General features: G+C 38.8%; 18 protein-coding genes and 1 pseudogene. 1 reads left to right on the top strand and 18 read right to left on the bottom strand.

What is annotated here, in order from left to right; genetic code table 11:
* Positions 1–2: 2 nt before the first annotated feature.
* From R3P39_RS10940 to wecA, 18 genes and pseudogenes are all read right to left on the bottom strand, one after another.
* On the bottom strand, positions 3–1,259 hold the full coding sequence (locus tag R3P39_RS10940; protein ID WP_336567495.1) for a glycosyltransferase: 1,257 nt from the start codon (positions 1,257–1,259) through the stop codon (positions 3–5).
* Positions 1,260–3,584 (bottom strand): polysaccharide pyruvyl transferase family protein, encoded by a 2,325-nt coding sequence (locus R3P39_RS10945; RefSeq protein WP_336567497.1) that lies wholly within the window; start codon positions 3,582–3,584, stop codon positions 1,260–1,262. It lies immediately after the preceding gene.
* A gap of 15 nt (positions 3,585–3,599) precedes the next feature.
* A complete protein-coding gene (locus R3P39_RS10950; protein WP_336567499.1) occupies positions 3,600–4,895 on the bottom strand; it encodes a flippase in 1,296 nt (431 codons plus the stop codon).
* Positions 4,896–4,925: 30 nt separating this feature from the next.
* Complete coding sequence (locus R3P39_RS10955; protein WP_336567501.1) at positions 4,926–7,157, bottom strand: polysaccharide biosynthesis tyrosine autokinase; 2,232 nt, start codon at positions 7,155–7,157, stop codon at positions 4,926–4,928.
* Between the two features lie 14 nt (positions 7,158–7,171).
* Positions 7,172–7,606 (bottom strand): low molecular weight protein-tyrosine-phosphatase, encoded by a 435-nt coding sequence (locus R3P39_RS10960; RefSeq protein ID WP_336569295.1) that lies wholly within the window; start codon positions 7,604–7,606, stop codon positions 7,172–7,174.
* An 8-nt stretch (positions 7,607–7,614) separates the two neighbouring features.
* Entirely contained in the window at positions 7,615–8,730 is a 1,116-nt protein-coding gene (locus R3P39_RS10965; protein ID WP_336567502.1) for a polysaccharide export protein, read from the bottom strand.
* Positions 8,731–10,914: 2,184 nt separating this feature from the next.
* Positions 10,915–11,391: a transcription/translation regulatory transformer protein RfaH gene (gene rfaH / locus R3P39_RS10970; RefSeq protein ID WP_336567503.1), complete on the bottom strand. Its 477-nt coding sequence runs from the start codon at positions 11,389–11,391 to the stop codon at positions 10,915–10,917.
* A gap of 154 nt (positions 11,392–11,545) precedes the next feature.
* Positions 11,546–11,725: pseudogene (locus R3P39_RS10975) on the bottom strand (hypothetical protein); the annotation flags it as partial.
* Positions 11,726–11,908: 183 nt separating this feature from the next.
* Positions 11,909–12,955, bottom strand: coding sequence for a TDP-N-acetylfucosamine:lipid II N-acetylfucosaminyltransferase (locus R3P39_RS10980; RefSeq protein ID WP_336567504.1), 1,047 nt, complete (start codon positions 12,953–12,955; stop codon positions 11,909–11,911).
* Position 12,956: 1 nt separating this feature from the next.
* The gene (locus tag R3P39_RS10985; RefSeq protein ID WP_336567505.1) at positions 12,957–13,964 is read right to left on the bottom strand and encodes an ATP-grasp domain-containing protein; all 1,008 of its coding nucleotides are present in this window, start codon (positions 13,962–13,964) and stop codon (positions 12,957–12,959) included.
* Entirely contained in the window at positions 13,961–14,875 is a 915-nt protein-coding gene (locus R3P39_RS10990; protein WP_336567507.1) for a 1-aminocyclopropane-1-carboxylate deaminase/D-cysteine desulfhydrase, read from the bottom strand. The genes R3P39_RS10985 and R3P39_RS10990 overlap by 4 nt, the downstream gene beginning before the upstream one ends.
* Entirely contained in the window at positions 14,872–15,324 is a 453-nt protein-coding gene (locus R3P39_RS10995) for a GNAT family N-acetyltransferase (RefSeq protein ID WP_336567508.1), read from the bottom strand. The genes R3P39_RS10990 and R3P39_RS10995 overlap by 4 nt, the downstream gene beginning before the upstream one ends.
* Positions 15,317–16,408 (bottom strand): DegT/DnrJ/EryC1/StrS family aminotransferase, encoded by a 1,092-nt coding sequence (locus R3P39_RS11000; RefSeq protein ID WP_336567509.1) that lies wholly within the window; start codon positions 16,406–16,408, stop codon positions 15,317–15,319. Before R3P39_RS11000 ends, R3P39_RS10995 begins: the two co-directional genes overlap by 8 nt.
* Positions 16,401–17,855 (bottom strand): lipopolysaccharide biosynthesis protein, encoded by a 1,455-nt coding sequence (locus R3P39_RS11005; RefSeq protein WP_336567510.1) that lies wholly within the window; start codon positions 17,853–17,855, stop codon positions 16,401–16,403. Before R3P39_RS11005 ends, R3P39_RS11000 begins: the two co-directional genes overlap by 8 nt.
* A 6-nt stretch (positions 17,856–17,861) precedes the next feature.
* Positions 17,862–18,728, bottom strand: a complete 867-nt coding sequence (gene rfbA / locus R3P39_RS11010) for a glucose-1-phosphate thymidylyltransferase RfbA (RefSeq protein WP_336567511.1) — start codon at positions 18,726–18,728, stop codon at positions 17,862–17,864.
* Between the two features lie 12 nt (positions 18,729–18,740).
* The gene (rfbB, locus tag R3P39_RS11015; RefSeq protein ID WP_336567512.1) at positions 18,741–19,817 is read right to left on the bottom strand and encodes a dTDP-glucose 4,6-dehydratase; all 1,077 of its coding nucleotides are present in this window, start codon (positions 19,815–19,817) and stop codon (positions 18,741–18,743) included.
* A 653-nt stretch (positions 19,818–20,470) separates the two neighbouring features.
* Positions 20,471–21,637 (bottom strand): nucleotide sugar dehydrogenase, encoded by a 1,167-nt coding sequence (locus R3P39_RS11025; protein WP_336567513.1) that lies wholly within the window; start codon positions 21,635–21,637, stop codon positions 20,471–20,473.
* A gap of 86 nt (positions 21,638–21,723) precedes the next feature.
* Complete coding sequence (wecA, locus tag R3P39_RS11030) at positions 21,724–22,782, bottom strand: UDP-N-acetylglucosamine--undecaprenyl-phosphate N-acetylglucosaminephosphotransferase (protein WP_336567515.1); 1,059 nt, start codon at positions 22,780–22,782, stop codon at positions 21,724–21,726.
* A gap of 876 nt (positions 22,783–23,658) precedes the next feature.
* Between wecA and R3P39_RS11035 the strand changes: the two genes are divergently transcribed.
* Complete coding sequence (locus tag R3P39_RS11035) at positions 23,659–24,372, top strand: WecB/TagA/CpsF family glycosyltransferase (RefSeq protein WP_336567516.1); 714 nt, start codon at positions 23,659–23,661, stop codon at positions 24,370–24,372.
* The last annotated feature ends 29 nt before the right edge of the window (positions 24,373–24,401 follow it).

Genomic DNA, 24,401 nt, shown 5'->3' on the forward strand with positions numbered 1-24,401 from the left:
AGCTATTTACCTACAGCTGCATCATGGAGAATTGAGTTGTAAAGTTTTAAATATAAATCTGCTATTTTTTCTTCATTTCTTTTCATATTTGAGACTTGGGCGATCTCATTGGGTATGGTGGTTTTATTTAACTGCTTAAGTATTTTACTAGCTAAGGACTCTGCTGCTAAAGTACAGGCCAGCTCGCCCATCAAATCACTACATATTAAATCACTCAATCCACCAACTTGGTAACTGACGGCAGGTGTACCACAAGCAAGTGACTCAACTAACGTATTAGGTAAATTATCCTGTAAAGAAGGTGCTACAAAAAAATCAGCCGCATTATAGGCCGCAATTAAACTATAATCATCCTTAAGCACTCCTAGATAGTGAGCTTTTAATCCAACCTCCTTTTCTAAATCCCCCTCTTCTGCTCCGAAGATTACTATCTCTACATTATTTTCTGATAATTGCTCACTAATTAATTCAAGTGCTTCTTTTAATAGGTGGTAACCCTTCCTAGGATCTGAAGTACTAGACATGGCACCAAATAGAATTAATATTTTATTTTCCGGTAAGTTTAACAACTTTCGACAAAACTGAGTATCTAGCACTTTATATGAGTTGTGATCCAAGCAATTGGGGATAACATAAGAAGATGTACCATTTAATAAGTAGCTTCTTTGAAGTGATTCATTTAGCCATTTGCTGGGAGAGACATAATGAATATTTGTGTTATTCTGAAGATACTTTTTTTTCTTCTTGAAAACAAGTTTATCTATATCTATACCTTTAGATGTGATCAACTTATTGTTTTCAGAATACCCACTTAAATACCGTTCATTTCCGCTAAGCTCACAATAATGTTCGGCTCCACAAAAGGGCCACATATCATGCAAGGTCCATACAATTGGAGCTTTAATTCTAGAAATATCTTTAGGGGATAAGAACTCATTACCGACCCAATGAAGGTTTACTACATCAACATCCATTTGATTAATAACATCAGCTACTCCATTGCTAAAAAAGTTTATAGAGTGGTGAACTTTATTTTCTTTAGTTTGAAACTTTAAAATATTTCTCGATATTACCCCTGCAATTTTCACTCGTAGCCGACATAGTCCTTTTAAATTTTGAACATTACTATTTTTAGATAGCTTATCGACCACTAACATAGAACTATTTATACCAGCTTTTCTTTGCGCTATATGAAGTCTATAAGCAGCTTTTGCAGCACCGCCATTTAAATCGCTATAAGTTATGTGTAAAACTTTCATCTAGAAAACGGCCTTTTCAAAAGACTCACAAAACTTTAACTCTAATTCTGAAGTTGAAGGCTTTTTAGTATTCAGCAACTCTAAATACATATTCAGTAGACTTTCGGAATTCAGGTTCTGAATCGCAATATTAGGTACGTCGTATTTTTCAGCTAGAGAGCGCACTTTCCCTTTACCCATTGTATAGTCGATAGCCATTGAGCTAACATCTAAGCCAAGACCAAAGACTAGAGAGTGAAACCTCATTGCAACTAAACCATCTGCTGCTGCAATTTGCTCAGCATAATCTATCGGGGCGAGCTCTTTGCCCAATAAACTATAATCAAGATAATCATTTAATTTATCTGAATACCGGAAAAGCTTGCGATAAAACCACCTATCATCACTACCAAAATGATTTGTACACATAGGTAATGGCTTAATAATTAAGTTTGGATTTGTCTCAACCAACTTTTCAAGGGATTTAATTACGGATTTTTCATAATTATCTTTTATTTTAATTGAATCATCCTTTGAATAATCTCTTGCATACTCTTGATAAGGGAAGTCTCTTAAGCCCAACATCAAAACTTTTTTGGATTGTACTTTATCTGTTTGTTCATTTTGGATTGCTTGTTTAATTGATGCTAACCATGTAAAAGCGGGATCTTCAGCCACAAAATCATTCTTTATATCAACACCTAGAGATTGAGCACCTCGTAAAGATTTCTCATCACGGTAAATCTTAACATCACTTAATTTTAAAATAGCTGCAATACTATCATTTAACCACTCATCACCTAATGGGCCAACTCCACAGCTAGCTACTATTGTTTTTGCGCCATTCTCCTTTGCATTCTCAAACATTACATGCATTGGAGCAAGAGCATTAATTGCCATTAAAGGACCGCCACCAAAGACCATATAATCTACCTTTTTTGATAAATACAATGCTTCATCTATACTAACAACACTAGCACTCTTTAACTCTGGCATTTGAAGTTGAGTCATTTTACAAATATATTTATTCAAAGAAGCTATTATTATTTGAGTATCCTCACCTAAGTATTTCTTGAAAGCTAAAATAATACCCGCCAGTATTGCTTTATCACCCAAAGTTTCTGTGCCATACCACCCACATATTAATACTGATTTTGACTTTCTTACAGCAACATTTGAAATTGAGTCATTAGCCCTCAAAGTTTTAAGCTTTTCTAGGTACGCTTTTTTCTTCTTAAAATCATTAATAGTAATTAAACCTGGTATTTTTTTTAGTTTATCTCTTAAATTTAATTTACTTTTTAAATATTCACCTAACAACCTTCTATAAACTTGTGGGCTTGGTTTACCTGTATAGTCATGATTGCAGTTATCACAATCATTCTTGATTATATCTTGTAAGTGTTTCTCATTAGAAAAATAAGCTTGTTTTGGATCTCCAGTTGCTATATTAGGCATTAAAGTTTTACTTTGGACAGCACAATAAGCAAGTTCACCTTTAGCCGTAATTGTAGCTCCACGGTGCTTCCAATTACAGCCAGCTTCCCGTGGCTTCTGGTACAAAATTTGGTTGATTAAAGATCTATAGAAAAAGTTTTGCATTATACTTTTTTCGTAAGATTCAATTAAGCCTTCTAAAAACTCAACTAACTCATACTTTTCAGTAAATGTTAATGCATAAGGATCTAATAAGTTTTCTGTATACAACCTCTGATGAGGTATACCTAGACGATACTTTATATAAAGTTCATTTTTTATACAGAACTCAAGAAGCTCTGTTAAATGAAAGACATTTTCTTTTATTATTGTGCAGCCAATACGAACATTATCCACATCAGCAGATTCCTTGGCGTACTTTATAACATGTTGCGCATTTTTAAAGTTTCCAGTTTTACCTCTTACTTTATCATGCACCTCTTCAAACCCATCTAGTGAAATCATAACATCGAAGTTTATATTATTTTTTTTGCATATAATGCCTATTTGCTCAATTTTTTCGATTACTTGCTTGTATTTGTAGGCATTAGTAATAAGAGATATAGCCTTCAACTTAGGCATACCATCAACACAAGTTTGGACAACTTCTTTTAAGTCATCACGTAAAGTGGGTTCTCCACCATTAAACCCTATGCTGCTCACCTCAGAAAACAAATCACTTGTTAGGCCTTTTTGTAAGTCAGCTACAGTTATATCAGAACTTTGTTTGTTCTCCCAAATACGACACATTTGGCATTTAGAATTACAAATATCAATCACAGGAAATTGTATAACTTGTGGTTTTTCTAATTGAAACGGGTAGGGTTCAAAAAGTGGCTTTAAGTTGTTATAAACTGTTGATATTTTCATAAAGAATAGAGCTCGTTAAAATTTAATAAAATTTGCTTCAAAGGCTTTTCGAAAAAGCCTTATAGGTATTAAGGACTTAATTTTCAAGAAAAATAGAAATCTTATTGGGTGAAATAGTAAGTCGGATAATAAAAATGCGAATACTACAGCTATTAGAGTTGCGTAGGCAGCACCAATACCGCCATATTGAGGTATAAGCAAACAGTTAGCTATGATGTTAATAAGTAACCCTATTAAGTTACGATATAGATTGTATTTTAATAGCTTTTCTGCCGCCATATAAGAGCCTGAAGTAGATCCCAAAAAAATGAACAAACATACCCAACAATGAACCATCAAAACACTAGCACTTTGCAGATAACTTTCACCAAAAATAAAAAGGACAATATCTTTAGCAATAAAAGTTAAAGTCGCTATAGAAAGCAAGGATATGAAACTAATCAATGTCATAAGAAGTAATAGTTTATCTTTATAAACACCATCATTTTCTTTTTTCGCTTTAATCACAGCAGGGAACGTTACAGTAATAATTGAAGCAGGAATAAAATACCATGCTTCAGACAACCTTGTGGCTGCAGAATATAGCCCCACACTTTCTGATGAGTCCAAATATTGTAACATTACAATATCTAGCTTCATGAATAATATACCACCAAACCCTGCAATTACTTCCACCCAAGATTCACTCAAAAAACATTTAGCTTTTTTTAATGAAAATGAATTTGGGTTAAAAAAATTCATTTCTTTTTTCACACAAAGAAAAAGAAATAACGCAACCAACAAATATTCTATGAATACAGCGAGAAATAGATAAAATATATCTGCTTGATAATATACCAAAATTAATTTTATAAGCGAGCTAACAACACTTGAGGCTGAACGATAAAAACTAACAACTTTTAACTTATTAACACTTTGAAAATACAAATCTACCGAGTTAAAAGGGGTAAAAATAATAGATAAGAAAACTAAAGAGTAACCTAACCAATATTCATAACCATATACAAAAAGAGCAGATGAAAATATTAAATACAAAAGAAAACTTATAATTAACCTTATATAAAAAACAGTTGTAAGTATTTCTCTAGTATCTTCTGTACTTATACTTTCAACGACCTCCCGAACTGTAATCCTGTTTAACCCAGACAAACTAATGACTGTTAATATGGCTAAAATAGTTAATGATAAAGAAAACACACCATAAGAAGTAGGCCCTAGATACCTGGCAATTTGGGCTGTAACAATAAGTGCCAGCCCTAGCTTTAAAACTTTTTCTAGCATCATCCAAATTGAGTTTGACAAGGCTTTCATCCCCCCCCCTTAAACCTCACAAAGCCAAACTTAATTATTAGATTTATACTCGTAATTATAATACCCATAATAACCATAGGCATTACTGGCTTTTTTCACTACGCCGTTAAACACCACGCCTTTTACGTCTATGCCATTTTGCTCAAAGCGGTTGCGAGTTAGCTCCAGCTCTCTGATGTGGTTTTGGCCAAATCGGGTTACTAGTAAAGTGCTACCAGCATGGGCACTCACAATTGCTGGGTCGGTGACCGCTAAGATAGGTGGCGTATCTATAATGATTAGATCGTACTTTACGCTGACTTCTTCTACTAGCTTACTGAAGTTGCTGTGCATTAGTAGCTCTGAAGGGTTTGGCGGTATTTGACCACGAGTGATTACATCTAGCCCCTCTACCTGTGAAGGTTTAGTAATTTCACTTAGGTTTAAACGGCCTGATAAGTAATCACTTAAACCGTTGTCCCACTGCATACCAAATTGGGTTTGTAGGTAGCCTTTTCGCATGTCGGCGTCGATGATTAGTACCTTTTTACCGCTTTGGGCTAATACCGTTGCTAGGTTAACTGAAATAAACGATTTACCTACACCTGGGCTTGGGCCCGAAATAGCAATAATGTTATTTTTTGCCTCCATCATAGCAAAGTGCAGGCTGGTTCTTAGGCTGCGAAGCGCCTCTATAGAAAGGTCTGCCGGGTTATCGACCGCTAGGATAGATTTAGCCTTAGCGGCTTTATTTTTTCGCGCTTTGGCAAAGCCAGTAAGTTTAACTTGGTACTCTGAGTAAGGCACACTGGCGTATACTGGCAGGCCAATAGCTTCTATTTCGTTTGGATCTTCAATACCTTTATGCAGTGCACGGCGCACTAACACAATTGCTACAGCTAGCATACCGCCAAGCATAGTGGCCATAACCACAATGAGTGCTTTTTTGGGTTTTACTGGCTTGGTAGTGTTTACTTCAGCGTAGTCAACAATACGCACATTACCCACGGTGCCTGCACGTACTATGTCTAGCTCTTGGGTTTTGGCCAGTAACAGAGTATAAATTTCGTTGTTTACTTCTACATCACGCTTTAAGCGTAATAGGTCGCGCTGGGTTTCTGGCAGTATTTGTACTTCGCCCGCTAGTTCGTTACGTTGTTTTTTAACCGTTTCTATTTGCTCTATTACGCCGCGATAGGCTGGGTGCTCGCGTTTAAATTTACGGCCTAGTTCTAAGCGTTTAAGCTCTAGCTCTTGAATTTTGGTTTCTAGCTCTACGATTTGCTCTAGAATGGCTTGGGTTTCTAGGCTTATGTCGATGGACTCTTGCTTAATTTGGTATTCATTAAAGGCTTTTTCTGCGCGCTCTAGGTTGCGTTTTACCTCAGGTAATTGTACCTCTAAAAACTCAAGCGACTTCTGAGCCTCGGCGCTGTTACGCTCTACGTTGCGGCGGACGTAAATAGCCGCGACTTTATCGAGCACTTGCTCTGCATAAGCCGGAATATGATGCTGCAAGCTTAGGTTAATAATGCCGGAGTCTTTGCCTTTTTCAGAAGCGCCAATGGCCGCTTGTAAGTCGATGATGGTTTGTAAGCGGTTGCGTTTAATAATAGTAAACTCGGTTTGCGGCCTTGCGATTAGGGTTTTAAGCGTCAGCTCAAAATTACCTTGTTTTACGGTTTCGCCTACTTTACCAGCTAGCACCACTTGGTCGTCGCCATTGAGTAACTCAAAGCGATTATTCTCCAGAGCTTTTAGCGTAAAACCAACGCCAATGGCACTTTGCGGTACACGAAAGCGGTGTACCTCAACCTTTTCACCGCCCCAAGCGTAAGAGTTTGCGCCAAAGCTTGGCTCGGCAACTGGTTGCTCGGCTTGCGGTACAAATTTACGGTAGCTGCGAGAGCCAATGATTGGAAACAGCTTTGGCTCTACTACGGTGTCTAAATTAAGTTGATCTACCGCTTCGCCAATTACGCTACGCGATTTAAGCAGCTCGATTTCGGTGACGGCGGCTGAGGTTGACTCAAACATGCCAGACATGTCGTCAAACCCTGGTACCGAGCCACCTTTTTCTTCTACCTGGATCATGGCGGTGGCTTGGTAAATGGGGGTGCTAAAAATGGCGTAGGCCACACCTAGCGCCATAAACACGGCGGTGATGCCGGCAATAAACCATTTAGCATCGAGCAGTGCGCCCAATAGCGCCATTAAGTCTATTTCTTGTACGTCGTCTTTTGTCGTTTTTTGCTGGGTGATAATATTTGGCTGAGCGTTCATATACTCTCAGTTCCTTATAAGTACTTTTGCCAAGCGCTGCAGGCGCTGTCGATTAGCTCGTAAACATGCTCGAAGGCTTCGCGCGATTGGCGGTAAGGATCGGGGATTTCTTTATCGCCAATCCATTTGCCGAGCAGGAAGGTTTTGCCGCGAGCTTGCGGGTAGCGCGTGCATATATCATCAAAGTGGCGCTGCTCCATCACCAAGATAAGGCTGTTTTGGGCAACAATGGGGCCACTAAGTTGGCGGCCTTGGTGGCCGCTCATGTCGATATTTTTTGCTTGAGTGAGCTCTTGTGCCATTGGGTCGGCTGGCTTGCCCTCTAATGCGGTTAGGCCTGCCGACGACACGGTTATGTTTTGGTCAGTGAGTTTGCTTTTTAGCACATACTCAGCTGTGGGGCTGCGGCAAATATTGCCAGCACATACCATTAGTACACTGTCGAACATATTACTCACTACTGATTTTCTATATCTTGAAGGGCGTCAACGGTTGAAAGCGACGGCAACAATAAGCTGATTACCTTGTTCCAACGTGCCAGTGGCGCACTGGTTACGTAGACTATGTCTTGGGGTTGTAGCTCAAACTGCTCGGCTAACACCAACGAGGCGACATTTTTGGCATGGAGTTGATATACATCGGCCAATACCCCATCGCGCTCTAGGTTGCGTTTACGTAGCACAAACACGCCGTTGGCGTCGGCAGTGCGCTCGTTAAAGCCGCCTACCTCGGTAAGTGCCTCTGCTAGGCTTAGGCCATAGCGATTAACATTTACTTTACCGGCTCGAATTACATCGCCAAGTACGTACACGTTGCGCTTATCGTTGCGGCTCACATGCACAATATCGCCGTGTTTTAATAAACGGTTTTGAGAGATGTCGCCTTCGGCATAGAAATCGTCTAGTTGGATGGTTTCGGTGTTGTCGCCACGGGTAAAGGTTACGGTTTCCCAATCGGCCGCCTCGGTTAAGCCGCCAGCTTGGTTAATGGCGTCGATTAATGTGGTTGGCGTTTCTGTGATTGGGTATACACCAGGCTTGGTTACTTCGCCGGTTACATAAGCTTTTTGGCTTTTAAAACCCACTACTTTTACATCGATTTGTGGGTCTTCAATAACGCGACTTAGTCTTTGTGATAAGGCATCTCGTAATTCGGTTACGGTTTTACCGGCAGCAGGTACTTTTGGGGCATAGGCAAAAGTGATGGTGCCATCGGCCTGTACGCGGAAACCATCGAACTCGGCGGTTCTTTGTACTGCAGCTGGAATGGTAAGCTCGGGGTGATCCCACACGCCAATGGTGATGACGTCGCCCACGCCTAAGCGGTATTCGTAGTTTGAGGTGTCGACCCCAGATAATGAGCTGCGTTCTTTGTTGATTTCCTTGCTATTTTTTTGTTTTTGAACCAATTGAGCATCGATAACGCGAATGTTCACTTGCTCTAGGTCTTGTTCTAGGTTGGCGGTTTGTTCGCCTGACTTAATTCCGTTGAAATGGCCCCCTGGGATCAGAGTACAGCCACTCATTGCTAATAAGACAGCAGAAGCAATGATAGTTTTACAGCGTAGCGCCATTATGTCTTCCTAAAATTTTTAATGTTCTTTTTACTGCTTTTGATCTAGCAATTTTTTGATGGTTAATTAAAGCATGGCAAGATGTTAATCGCAAGTGAGTTCTTGTATCGCAACATGAAGTTGCTGCTAGGCTTTGATTGACCATTTTGCTTGTTCTTTGCTTTTATTTTCTGCTTTTGTAACGCTGCGCGTTTGGACCCTGAATCAAGTTCAGGGTGACGGAGCAAACGATCGCGATGTTGAATTGTAAAAACAGTCGCGATGTAAAATCATAAAAACAGTCGCGATATAAAATCGCTGCTACGGTATCGTGCATTTGTTTCAAGCGTTTGGACCCTGAATCAAGTTCAGGGTGACGGTGCAAACGATCGCGATGTTGCATTGTAAAAACAGTCGCGATGTAAAATCGCTGCTACGGTATCGTGCATTTGTCGTAAGCACCAAGCCCAATAACACCTCCAACCCGTAGCAGCGGATTTATTCCGCGACCTCTTGACCATAGGCACGCAACCTAAAAACCATCACGATATAAAATCATGAAAACAGTCGCGATGTTGAATTGTAAAAACAGTCGCGATGTAAAATCATAAAAACAGTCGCGATATAAAATCGCTGCTACGGTATCGTGCATTTATCGTAAGCACCAAGCCCAATAACATCTCCAACCCTTAGCAGCGGATTTATTCCGCGACCTCTTGACCATAGGCACGCAACTTAAAAACCATCACAATATAAAGCCATGAAAACAATCGCGATGTAAAATCATAAAAACAGTCGCGATGTAAAATCATAAAAACAGTCGCGATATATAATCGTTGCTACGGTATCGTGCATTTGTTTCAAGCGTTTGGACCCTGAATCAAGTTCAGGGTGACGGTGCAAACAATCGCGATGTTGAATTGTAAAAACAATCGTGATGTAAAATCATAAAAACAGTCGCGATATAAAATCGCTGCTACGGTATCGTGTATTTGTTTCAAGCGTTTGGACCCTGAATCAAGTTCAGTGTGACGGTGCAAACGATCGCGATGTTGAATTGTAAAAACAGTCGCGATGTAAAGCCGCTGCTACGGTATCGTGCATTTGTTTCAAGCGTTTGGACCCTGAATCAAGTTCAGGGTGACGGTGCAAACAATCGCGATGTAAAATCATAAAAACAGTCGCGATATAAAATCGCTGCTACGGTATCGTGCATTTATCGTAAGCACCAAGCCCAATAACACCTCCAACCCGTAGCAGCGGATTTATTCCGCGACCTCTTGACCATAGGCACGCAACCTAAAAACCATCACGATATAAAATCATGAAAACAATCGCGATGTTAAATCATTAAAACAATCGCGATGTAAAATCGCTGCTACGGTATCGTGCATTTGTTTCAAGCGTTTGGACCCTGAATCTAGTTCAGGGTGACGGTGCAAACAATCGCGATGTTGAATTGTAAAAACGGTCGCGATATAAAATCATAAAAACAGTCGCGATATAAAATCGCTGCTACGGCATTGTATGCGTGTATTTATCGTAAGCACCAAGCCCAACAACACCTCCAACCCGTAGCAGCGGATTTATTCCGCGAACCCATTGGACCCTGAATCGAGTTCAGGGTGACGGGGTTTATAGGCGCGGATTTATTCCGCGGTGGTACCTCAACCTAAAGCTCCCTTGTGGGACCGGCTTTATGCCGGGATCTTTTATCGCGATATAAAATCGCTGCTACCTAATGTGGTTTAGGCACGCTTCCGCCCTTAGGTTGCAGCTCCTAAATGCTGTTTTTTTGTGAATTTTTGCTCGTTTTGACCTAACGCTGCTGCGTTCGCCTGTCGCGATGTTCAATTATGAAAACAATCGCGATGTAAAATCATAAAAACAGTCGCGATGTAAAATCGCTGCTACGGTACCGTGCATTTGTTTCAAGCGTTTGGCCCCTGAATCAAGTTCAGGGTGACGGTGCAAACAATCGCGATGTTAAATCATAAAAACAGTCGCGATATAAAGCCGCTGCTACGGTATCGTGCATTTGTTTCAGGCGTTTGGACCCTGAATCAAGTTCAGGGTGACGAAGCGAACGATCGCGATGTTGAATTGTAAAAACAGTCGCGATGTAAAAGCGCCGCTACGAGTTTTGTTATTTTTAAATATGAACCAACCAGCGTTTTACCGTGCTCTATCGTTTTAGTTAAACCTTTATAACTTTTTTATTGCGTTATTATCAACAGTGATTTTTGTATTTTGGTTTAACAGCTTGATAAGCAAGATACTTCTTTTTTCGCCGTCTGGCTCTTGGTAAAGGGCTTGTATGTTTTTGTAACAACCCTCGGTTAACATTACCGTGTCACCTTGATTTAATTCGCATTCGATTGGCTGTTCTGGAGACTGCATTAGCTGTGTGACGAGTTCGCTTGGCACCAGTTGTAAGTTTGCGCCGTAACGAACAAAGTCTGAGACTCCACGAGTATTTCTTACCGCAGAGAAAGAGGCGGTTTCAGGATTTAAGCTGACGAATAAGTAGCGCGGAAAAAGAGGTTGCTTTACCGCTTTAGATGAAGTGGTTTTGCTTTTACTAATGCTTGGATAGCAAGCTGTGATGCCCTGTGCCGCTAAGTTTTCTTGGGCTCGGCTTTCTTGCTTGGGTTTGCAATATACTAAATACCAGCACTCCATGTGCACTCTTCCTTAAAACCAATCATAAAGTATGGGCGACATTATACCCAATTTATCAATTGCGTCTAGCCTAGTATGGGGAGTTGTTTATTGCCCTTTAAAGAATAGAATCGTTTCGAGAGTTCTTGGTTGGAAGTTAGGTCCGAATTCAGCTTTAAGGTGCGACAATTTCTACAAAATTAAGCAGCCTGCGTGTTTTTTTAAATACCACACCTGGCTGCTTAAAGCTCAAACACTTTCGTGGTCGATAATTTATCCGCGACATCGCGAACCCAACAACTGCACCACTTACCTCTCTCAAATCGATGCCTTTGTTTATATATTGCCGAAGCAGAGAACGCCCCTTCCAACAATATGGAAATCTGAAATTTTCTGCCCTCGGTCAAGTGCTGATATCTCATGGTCGTACTGCTTGTTTCTTAGCCGAGAAGAGCGTGCCACTTTCAGCAGTTGGTTTCCTCCTCTACGCGATCTCATGAGTGCGCACTTAAATAGCTGAAATCAGCGCGAACTTCATTTACACCAGCTTATCAACAAGCGATTTAGTTTTTTTTATCGTTACTTCTGAATTAAAAAACTTTAGACTTAGGCTTTTATTTATTCCCATGTCATCCATTGATATACAATCAAAATTTAAGTTTTCTTTATTAAAAAGCCTGAAACCCATGCATTTAAAATAGTCGTATAAAGGGTTGTCTTTATCTAAAAAAACTTTAGCACCCAATGATAACATAATAAGGACATTCCCGGCCGCTTCTTGCCTTTTATGGTTCATAATGACAAAAGCGCAACGTTTAAGAGTAGAGAAATACTCCTCCTGGGTTAAAAAATCCCTTAGAATTGTGTAATTCAATGAAGTAGATTTCAACTTAGCTATGATCTTTTCAGCATATTCACTATCACCATACGACAATGGCACGATGATTTCTCGCTTCTCATTTAATTTAACTAAATCATCGATTATTTCAAGGTGGTTATTTGTCTCAGTTGCACTATTCCCTAACAATATTGAGTCACCATCAATATAATCATGTTTAAGTTTTTTAACAACTTTATCTGAAGAACCATAATTCCAATCTACATATTGTGCATTTAACCTTAATCGTTTTGACACCTCTTCAAATTCACTTTCTAAAACAGGACAAAAGTAATTAATTTTTTGATAAGATGCGTCTAAATTAAAAATGCTATATTTAATAAAATACCTAAGCCCTTTTTTTTCCTCCTTTCGCCCTGGTAGAATTTTATTGTAATCATAGTAATCAAACCCAAAGCCAACCCAACATATATTCAACCTCTTAGGAATGAGCTTTATAAAAAATTTAAACACACCATTTAGTGAGTGAAAAACAACAGCATCATACTCCTTTAACCGACCAATGAGTATTTGTAATAAAAAAGCTGATTTTGATTTGATGGTGACATTTTTATTTTTTATATATTCTAGTGAGCTCTCTTTACTAATAACCAAAAAATCACTTTTAACATGACTTATTGCATTAAAATTAGCAATAGCAGAGTCAATAAACTTTTCATCTGAACATACATGTAAGATTTTTTTCACATCACAACCTTACCGGTTTTATATCTTTACTAGATAAAATATCAGTATTAATTGTCGTCAACTCTTGATTAGTTTTCAACCCCATACACCAATCGACTATTTGCTTAGGGATATTAGCCCCCGCCAAATGTGAAAATGGGTATTGACCGCCAAATCGGGCATTGAGTTCTAAAACATAAAACTCACCATCGATTTCCAAACAATCAGAATCTAGTATAGCAATATGCCCTACTGCTGATGATAAACGTTGACCAATTGCTGACAATTTATCATTTTTGATGGTGATAGCTTGATCTGTTTCACCTGAGCGCATAGCCAGCTTTTTCTTGCAAAATGTTGTTACGTAGTTTTTTTGTAGGTCATTAACAACTTCAATGCCGTATTCCTCACTGGCAATGCACTGCTGAATTAATATTGCTTGGTCGATATCGGCCCTCGACTCGAATTTTAGATAAGATGATTCGATTTCATTGCGTACCTTTTTGTAAAGTACTTGCAGCTCTTCTAAATTATCGGCTTTATAAATACCAATTGAACCCATACCCCAGCGCGGTTTAATAATGACAGGGTATTCAAGCTCTGTATTATTAAGTGCCGTAACCGCCTCTGAAAATGAGATATAGGTTGCCGGCGTTTTAATATTATGCTGTATTAAAAACTGATAGGTTTTCCATTTATCATTACAAATATCAATCACTTCAGGGTCAGAAACAACAACATCAACACCAACTTCTTTAAAACGCTGTTTATTTTTAGCTAATATAGGTAAATCGATATCAAAAAGTGAAACAAGCACTGTGATTTTATTTTTTATACAGTAGTCTATTAGAAAATCTATGTATTCAGCCGAGTATATTTGTGGTGTTAATGTAAACGCATCCGCCTGTTGTAAGGCATATGTTTCTATGCTATTTGCAGCAAACACTTTACCGTTTAACGGTTTGAGCGATTCTTTAAAATAGTTAATGAGGTAGCTTCTTCGCCCTACTGAGGTTAATAATATATTCATATTTGCTTAGTCGCCATTAAGTTTAATAATCCACCTGTGTGCCAAAAAAGTACATTACTACCCGGCTTCACTTTCCCACTTTTAATATACTGTTGCATACCATGCCATGCCTTGCCTGAGTATGTGGGATCGAGTATGATTCCAGTCTGTTCAGCTACGCTTTTAATTACACTTAATTGCTCAGGGTTAGTTTTTTCATACCCCCCTGCAATATATTCATCATCAAACATTATATTTTCTGATAGTTCAGTATCTAACTGGTTTGCATTAACGAACTCTAAAACAGAATGGGTGATCGCCTCTGTACCTCGAGGATTTTCTCGAGCAACACTAATACCAATAACCTGAGTCGCTAAATTTATTTTTTTAAATCCTACATGTAACCCAGCTTGGGTTGCACCAGTACCACTTGCATGAAAAACAAAATCAAAGTGTTGCTTAGCTTGTGTGTGCGCTTCAAATGCAGCATCGTAAAATGCTTGCGTGCCTTCTAAACAATGCCCGCCCCCCCAAATATAAAATGGCTTTAAGCCTTGCTTTGCATGCTCTGCCATTTCAGCGTCCATTACTTTTGCAACATCAACCATGTCGCAATAGGCTATTTTGACACCAAGCAGCCGCAGTAATTTAAGATTACCATTAGACTCTCTCGGCTCAGAGGCGTGAATGACTATTGTGCACGCAATGCCCAGCTCTTTGCAACGTATTGCTGTGGCTCTTACGTGGTTTGATTGTGCACCGCCACAAGTGACAACTGCGTTACAACCATCTGCAATACATTTAGCCAAAATATATTCCGCTTTACGACCTTTATTACCACCACCAGAAATAGGATATAGATCGTCTCGTTTTACGAACAGGTTCACACCTAAATAGTTAACTTTAATTAGTGGCGTTTCTGTTGACCTCATGATAACTTTAATTCCATTTTCAAACCTTTAATGCAACTACCCTCATAATTAAATTCATTAATGGTCTTAAAGCCCACTTTCTTATATAAATAACTGGCGGGACTATCGGCTCTAACTGTGAGTGATAGACTATTAAATTGCTTCGATTTTAAATCTGCAATAGCGAGTTCAAGTAATTGTTTACTCAATCCCTGGCCCCTAGAGTTTGGTAATATAGCAATAAATGGACAAAAGGCTATTTTATTATCTAGATCGTTCATGTATATAGCGATTGCACCCACCAACTGGTTCTGCTTATATAATCCAAAAACAGTTGCAACCTTTAGTAACTTTAAAGCGTATTGCTCTAAGTTGACTCGTGATGACAATGTAGGTGAAAAGTCAGCATCCACTTGGTTTAAAAGTTTAAAAAAGGGTGTAAAGTCGCCCTCATTTAATACATTAACCACAAATAACCTCTATAATTTTCATTTGCTCTTCTTCTGCTAAGGCATTATGAATGGGTATACACAATACTTGCTCTGAAATTGCTTTAGCATTAGGAGTATTGCTAGCGTAGCCCTTATAAAGCTCAAACTGGGTTACTAACGGGTAAAAATAACGCCGAGCAAGGATGTTATTAGCCTGTAACTTTTCAAGTAGCTCATCACGGCTTAAGCCAAACTCAGCTTGGTCAATTAAAATAGGATAATATGAATAGTTAAGTTGTAAGCTGGAGTGGTTATCGAGTATTTTAATACCAGCTGTAGTACTAAATGCCTTATCGTAATAGTTAGCAATTGATTTTCGTTTAGCTATAGACTCATCTATTTTGTTTAAAGCAACGAGCCCAAAAGCAGCTTGTATTTCGTTGAGTTTTGCATTCATTCCACACACACTTATTTGTGTTTCAGACTCAAAACCAAAGTTTTTTAATTGATCTAGCCTTTGCTTTTGCTCTAGCGTTTTACAAACAACCGCTCCGCCTTCTATAGTAGAGTAGGCCTTGGTCGCGTGAAAACTTAAAATAGATAAATCACCATAATTTAACACTGACTGATTATCTTGTTTTACTGCAAATGCATGGGCTGCATCATAGATCACTTTTAAGCCATGCTTTTTAGCGATCGCGTCAATTGCAGGATCATTACACGGAGTACCATACACGTGAACAGGCAAAATAGCCGAAGTTTTCTCGGTTATAGCCGCTTCAATTTTTGCCGGATCGATATTAAATGTAGCAGGGTCAATATCAACAAAAACCGGGGTTAGGTTATTCCACTTTATTGCATGAGCGGTTGCCACAAACGTGTAAGGCGTAGTAATTACTTCCCCTGTCAGTTCTAGCGACTGTAAAGCGGTTATAAGTGCCAATGTCCCGTTAGAAAACAAACTTATATAAGGTACATCAAGGTACTTACATAGCTTATCTTCAAGCTGTTGATGGTAATGGCCGCTATTAGTTAACCACTTACGTTGCCAAATGTCTTCAAGATAAGGGGTTAATTCATCTAAAGGCGGTAACAGTGGTGAAGTGACTGTTATTTTATCCATTTTTAAATTCAACCTTTTTTCTAAAAATCACATGTAAAATTTGTTTGTATAAATCATTAACTGTGCAACGAATAAAACCAATGTAAATCAAAGGCATCAAAGTTAGGTTAATAGCTAAATGAACAGCTGGGTCCGCGATATAGTTTGTTGCCACATACCAAGATACAATATAAGTAAGTAATCCACTAAACATTACACAACCCCAAATAGGGAGTAATGCGGCTAACTGTTTAGTTGTTTTTAAACGACTAAACCGACCTGTATAAAAAGAGTTAACAAAAAAAGCAATAAACGAATGTACCAACAACCCGATACACATAGCCTCAACACCAAATGGAATGGTAATAAACAATATAATTGCAATTAAACTTTTTTTAATTATCTCTAATTTTAAAAATATATCTGAGCGGCCTTTGACTTGTAATAAATTTAAATTTATTGCGTGAATTGGATAAAGCATAAAAGCAAAACTCAAGATAGTTAGTAATTCTGCTGCAGGTAACCACTTAGATCCAAGAACCAGATTAATAAATGGCTCTGCTGAGATGCTCAACCCCACCATTATAGGGAACACAACCAACGCAGCCAATCGTAATGTTAGTAGATACGTATTTTCAAATTTATTAACATCATTCTGAATATTGCTTAGCATGGGGTAAGTAACACGCTGTATGACTGTAGTCATAGTCATTGCTGGAATTAGAGATAATTGATTTGCTTGAGTAAATAAACCAACTTGAGTCGCACTAAATTGCTTACCAATTATAATTTGGTAAATGTTTTTAAATACGGTATCAATGAGTGATGCAGCTAATAACTTAGAACCAAAATCAAATAAGTAGTTAAAAGACTTTTTACTAAACCCCGTTTTTGGCAACCAAGGATGAAAAACATTTAATAAGATAACCAAAAGCAGCGCATTCGATAATGTCTGACCTACCAAAGCCCACACACCGTAGTCTAGTTCAGCCATATACAAGGCCACCCCACTGCTGATAACAACGCTGAGTAATGACGCTTTAGCCTGTGTTTTGAAATCCATAGCAATGGTTAGCTTAGCTCTTTGTACAATTGCAAAACTATTTATAACAATAGTTATTGCAAGTACCCTCATTAAATTAACTAATTCTGGCTGATCATAAAATTTAGCGACACTAGGTGCCGCAAAAAAGAGAGTTAAGTAACAAAATAAACCAACAAAGATATTAAAGTAAAAGGCAGTTGAAAAATCCACTTCCTTGCGTTCAGTATAGCGAATCAAAGCGGCCGTAAAACCACTATCGGTGAAGACCTGACTTATAGCAATAAACACGGCTAACATACCGACTAAGCCGAATGCATTTGGTCCTAACAGCCTGGCCAGAAACAACATAACTATCAATTGAATGGCTTGAGTAACTAATCGCTCAATAGCGCTCCATTTCAAAGCATTTGAAGAGGATTTCATATATTTTTATAAATCAGCTAAATAGCGACCATAACCATTCTTAGACATTAGTCTGGCTCTTGCAACCAGCTCTTCTGTCGTTAACCAACCATTATTAAATGCGATCTCTTCTAAACAGGCAATTTTATACCCTTGGCATCGTTCAATTGTTTCTACAAATTGCGCAGCTTCAAGCAGGCTTTCATGGGTGCCAGTATCTAACCAAGTAAAACCACGGCCTAGCACTTCAACATTAAGCTTATTTTGCTTTAAATACATTTCATTAAGGCAGGTGATCTCTAACTCACCACGATGCGATGGCTCAACTTTTTTTGCCATTTCAATCACTGAATTATCGTAAAAATAGAGCCCTGTCACTGCAAAGTGGGATTTGGGCTTCGTTGGCTTTTCTTCGATAGAAATTGCTTTTTTATTTTGGTCAAACTCTACAACACCAAAACGTTCAGGGTCTTTTACTTGATAGCCAAACACTGTTGCACCTTGACCATTTTTTGCATTTTCAACAGCATGTTTGAGCTTAGTGGTAAAACCTTGGCCATAAAAAATATTATCACCTAGCACTAAACAGACATCGTCATTACCAATGAAATCTTCACCCAAGATAAATGCTTGAGCTAATCCATCAGGACTTGGTTGAGTTGTATAGCTTAGTTCAACCCCGAATTGTGAGCCATCACCCAATAAACGTTTGAACGAATCACTGTCTTCAGGTGTAGTGATTATAAGTATCTCTCGGATCCCCGCTAACATTAAAACCGATAGGGGATAATAAACCATCGGCTTATCATAAATTGGCAAGAGCTGTTTAGAAACACCCATTGTAATCGGGTATAAGCGAGTACCGGAACCTCCAGCTAAAATAATGCCTTTCATTATCCTTCCTTTTTAAAGCGTACCAAGTCGTTCTCTTTGGTAAGAGCCATTTTGAACATTATTACACCAAGCTTGATTATCTAAATACCATTGCACTGTTTTACGCAAACCTGTTTCAAATGTTTCTGCGGGAGTCCAGTCTAGTTCTTTACTCATTTTCGAGGAATCAATCGCGTATCGACGATCGTGACCAGGTCGATCATTTACAAATTTAATTTGATCTGAATACTTTGATTTTTTTGGGACTAATTCGTCAAGAATAGTGCAAATGGCTTTAACAACTTCAATATTTTGCTTTTCATTATGGCCGCCAATGTTATATGTTTCGCCTACTTTACCTTCAGTTACTACTTTATATAAAGCGTTCGCGTGATCTTCTACATATAACCAGTCACGTATTTGATCCCCTTTACCATATATAGGCAGCTCTTTACCTTCTAACGCATTTAAAATAACAAGCGGAATAAGCTTTTCAGGAAAATGATACGGACCGTAATTATTGGAGCAATTGGTAATTATAGTTGGAAAACCGTAAGTACGCAACCATGCACGGACAAGGTGATCACTTGAAGCTTTACTTGCAGAGTATGGACTGCTTGGCGCATAAGGTGTTTGTTCAGTAAATAATGGCAGCTCATTTTTACTATATTTATCTTCATCTGGATGCGGTAAATCACCATATACTTCATCTGTTGAAATATGATGGAATCTAAATGTAGACTTTTTATCTGCTTCGAGATTATCCCAATACTCCCTTGCAACTTCTAACAGTGTATAGGTACCTACAATATTCGTTTGAATAAAGTCAATTGGGCCCGTAATAGATCGATCAACATGACTTTCTGCTGCTAAATGCATCACAGCATCAGGCTTAAAATTTAAAAATACATCTTTTAATGCTTGCGCATCACATATATCCACTTTTGCAAAACTGTATTGTTCACTTTGTTCAATTGACTTAAGTGATTCGAGATTGCCTGCATAAGTTAATTTATCTACATTCAAAACGCTATCTTTTGTATTGTTTATTATATAACGTACCACCGCCGAGCCTATAAACCCGGCCCCACCAGTTACAAGTATTTTCATAACGAATGTTTTATAAAACCTTTAATTGAGTAAACGCTAAAAAATGATAACAAGCCTTAAAAAATTAAGATTTATCACCTCTCGATAGAAATGTCATTGCCACTTAAGAATTGAAAACTTATTCCGAGTCTTGTCGAAATCTACTCGATAGTAAGCAAGTATTTCTTGAAAGCAATAAGCTTTGGGAATAATCTTTAAAAGCCTTGGCTAAGTCCCCATACCTTGTCTATTAGGTCGTTGCGACATAAATTGTTTACCGACGATTTGAATATCTTAAATTGCCGCAAAACATCCAATTGCATTACTACTCAGCAATTTGCTGTAGCTTGTGTTTAAAGGCAGAATGATCACCCCAAATAAGAACCCCTATAAACTTATGATACGAAGTATAAGTTAGGGCATAGTTATTCACATGCATGGATGCTGTTTGTTTCTCAAGCTTTGTAGGGTGCCAAATATCACCTGAATCTAATATGTGTCTGTGCTGGATCTGTGACTGTTTTATCATCCTTTGCAGCATCAAGTATCACTTTAGCTTTAAATTCAGGAGAGTAGTTTCTAGGTTTTCTAGTCATAACCTGCTACAGAATTTCTGATTGCTATTCAAAAGAGCAACCACCGAAAGCCATGTCCAACGTTTTCAGGCTGCATGTTTAGTCGTTACCAAACACGTCGCGAGTATAAATTTTCTCTGCTACGTCTTCGAGCTCTGCCACCATACGATTGGTAACAATCACATCTGACTCTGCTTTAAAATGTTCTAAATCTTGATACACCTTCGAGTTTTGGAACTCAGGCTCTTGCAAAACCGGCTCATAAATAATCACTTCAATGCCCTCGGCTCTGATCCGCTTCATCACCCCTTGGATCGCCGACTGCCTAAAGTTGTCTGATCCGGCTTTCATAATTAAGCGATAGATCCCCACCTTTTTTGGTGCACGCTTTAAGATAGAGTCGGCAATATAGTCTTTACGCGTGGTGTTCGCTTCGACAATGGCGGCAATCATATTGTTAGGCACATCTTGATAGTTGGCCAACAACTGCTTGGTGTCTTTAGGTAGGCAATAACCACCATAGCCAAACGATGGATTATTATAATGATTGCCAATACGCGGGTCTAAACTTACCCCTTCAATAATTTGTCTGGTGTTTAGGCCATGGGTTTCAGCGTAAGTATCAAGCTCGTTAAAATAGGCCACTCGCATAGCTAAATAGGTATTTGAGAACAACTTAATGGCTTCCGCTTCAGTGGCATCGGTAAATAAGGTATCGATGTTTTCTTTGATAGCACCTTGGCGTAATAAGCTTGCAAACTGCTGTGCCCGCTCTGAACGCTCACCAACAATAATGCGAGATGGGTGAAGGTTATCGTAAAGTGCTTTACCCTCACGTAAAAACTCAGGTGAGAACATAATATTATTGCTATTAAACTGCTCTTTAACGCGCTCAGTAAAGCCCACTGGCACAGTAGACTTTATTACCATGACAGCATCTGGGTTATGGGCAATAACGTCTGCAATAACGGCTTCAACGCTGCTAGTATTAAAATAGTTGGTTTGCGGATCGTAATCAGTTGGCGTCGCAATAATCACAAACTCTGCGTCTGCCAGCGCCGCAGCTTTATCTACAGTAGCCTCAAACTGCAAACTTGAGTCTTGGAGGTATTCAGTTACTTCAGCATCTTCAATAGGAGACTGATGCTTATTTAACAACTCAACCTTAGCAGCATCAATATCTAACGCCACCACCTGGTTATGCTTTGCCAACAACAACGCATTAGATAACCCCACATAACCTGTACCAACAACCGTAATTCTCATTTAACAAAACCCTAAAAATTTTCCAGACTCGCTATAATACCATATCTCGCAAACAGACTCTGAGACCTCACATCTGCCGAGTATAATTATGGCTTTGTTTTAACGAAGTGCTTTCGGTACCACTTTAAAACCCGCCAAACGTGCAGAATGGCGTAATTGTAGATAAAAAAGATAGCAATAAATGCGGCAAACATAAGTGATTCAGGAATCGCTAGTAGCTCACCAATAATACCTATAAGAGCAAAACAGGTCGCAATGGCCGAGATGATTAGCAGGGCTTGTCTTGAGTTAAAACCAGCCCGTAAGAAAATGTGGTGAAGGTGGTCGCGGTCTGGACGAAATGGGGATTTGCCTTGACGTATACGGCGAATAATTATCGCGGCCATATCCATCAGTGGCACAGCTACAATCCACAACGCCGTCACCGGTCGAAAAGCATTACCTTCACCTTGAGTATTGTTCGACAATAGCCAGACTACCGTGAAGCCAATAAACATGCTGCCGGCATCCCCCATGAATATTTTTTTATAATGAGTGCCAAAAGCCCCAAGATTAAAAATAAGGTATGGAATGAGTGCGAACACTAATAACACCGAGATAAGACTGTCTTTGCCGCTAATAAATAGAAGCGAAGAAATTGAGGCAAGGGTTATGATAGCCAAAGCACCGAGCAAGCCATCAATACCATCGACCATATTAAACGCGTTAATCATACCGACCACCGCGATATAGGTAAATAAGATACCAAACCACCCTAGGTTAATATTGCCAACGGCAAACAAGTTACCAAGATCTTGAATGTAGCTATCTATAGAAAATATCATTAAAGAAGCTGCTATCAACTGGAAAAGAATGCGAAAGCGCACGCTCAGGTCTCGCTTATCATCCATAATGCCAAGCACAACCATTAGGCCTGATGCCAGTAAATAACCAGCCAGTTCGACACTAAAAGGAAAAAATAGGCTGGATGTTATTAATATGCTGATAAACACAGCAATGCCACCAATTAAAGGTACATAGCCTTCGTGCTTCTTTCTCTCATTAGGTTTATCAACCAGATTAAACCGAATAGCCATTGGTCGTACAACGCCAATAGTTGCTAAGGACATAGTGAACGAAAACAATAAGGCTAAAATGACCTCCATTAAAGATTCTCCATTGGTGTGTGCATCTGAAAATCAAAATTAGAAGAATTAGTTCCGCAGATGTTTAAATTTAAAACCACTCTATTACCTCTTTGGGTACAGCGCATAGCTTCTTGCTTAGCATCACTCAAAAGCACGCCCTAGTAAAAATCGCGACATTATATCTGATCGTCAATTACTGTGCACCCTAAAAGCGGGACTTTATGACAGCAGTTTTACAGACATTTTTGCTTTAAGAAAACAATATCATTGTTATCTTTTGTTAACAGAAGTGTGGCCCCAAATTGAGCTTACGCACTAAGGTGAATATGATATTCTATTCTACTTTTCCTTTGGACATAGGTTGAAAAGGTTCTGCTTTACAGCGATGTATCTGTTTATTGATTATTTTTATTCTGTATAATATTGCTTTTTTTGATATTAAATGAAGCTTCTAGCCAATGGATGAACGCGCACTATAAGAACGTAGGGAATTACTTGAACTTGGTGAACTCATTCAATAATTATGGTCCGCGAAGCTGGTCACATTGAGCGATTGATTAAAGTGATAAAAAACCATCTCAAAGCAGCGTTGCTGATATGCAAGTTGTCTTCTATCGCCTGATAGAAGGACAAAGCAAAAAATGCTAACTGAAGTTGAGGAATAATTTATATTCATCACGATTGCTCCACTTGGCTTAGAGGAAGACAAATACTCACCTAAACGCATCTTTATTGTTATCAATACTTTAGCTATTGCGTTTTTATGCAAGAAAAACTAGTTACTGAGCGCAGAAAGCCCTGCGCTAGAGATCCACAGTGTAGATAATTTAACGCTCCAGCCATGCAGTATTGGTCTAAGAGCTGCGACAAATAACAGAAGCAACATAGAGTTTTATGAATTCACTTTTAAACCAAAAAATTTATTCTGGCGATGACTTTGAAGCGATTAAGATACAAGCGCTTAATACTAATAAGCCCGTAGCTATCTCATTCGTTAATCCATTTTCATATTATGAGGTGCAAAAACGCTCAGAGCTCATCACAGGAATTGACTATTTTTTCTCTGATGGTGCATTGCTTTGTAAATTACATAGCCTATTTCTACCCAAGATTACTCGTGCTAGTTTCGATTACAGCTCTATCGCAGCACCTTTTTTACAGCATGTGTGTGAGCGCAATTACAAGTTGGCCGTGATCGGAGCCACCGCTGATGAAAATGCAAAAGCTGTAACCGTTTTAAAGAATCAGTACCCAGCACTTAATATAGTGTATTCTAGAGACGGTTACATCGATGATAAAAAAGCCGTAATTGAGCAAATAGAGCAATTAGAAGTTGACGTTGTATTGGTTGGTATGGGAACACCTTATCAAGAAGAGTTCTGTGTTGCGGCCAAAAGCCATATGCAATCAGCCACTTTATTCATAACCTGCGGCGGGTTCTTAACGCAAACCTCTATTAAACCAGACTATTATCACCCTTGGATTAAAAAGTTAGGCTTGCGTTGGTTACAGCGTATGGTAAAACATAAACATGTGCGTGATAGGGTAATACGTCAATACCCTAAATTTGTAATCAGTTACCTGTTAAGCATGATAAAAAAGCGATAATCGATGCCGCGCATAGGCTTCCCTCATTA

The sequence above is a fragment of the Pseudoalteromonas sp. UG3-2 genome (genome assembly GCF_037120705.1).
In the GTDB taxonomy this organism is placed as follows: Bacteria; Pseudomonadota; Gammaproteobacteria; order Enterobacterales; family Alteromonadaceae; genus Pseudoalteromonas.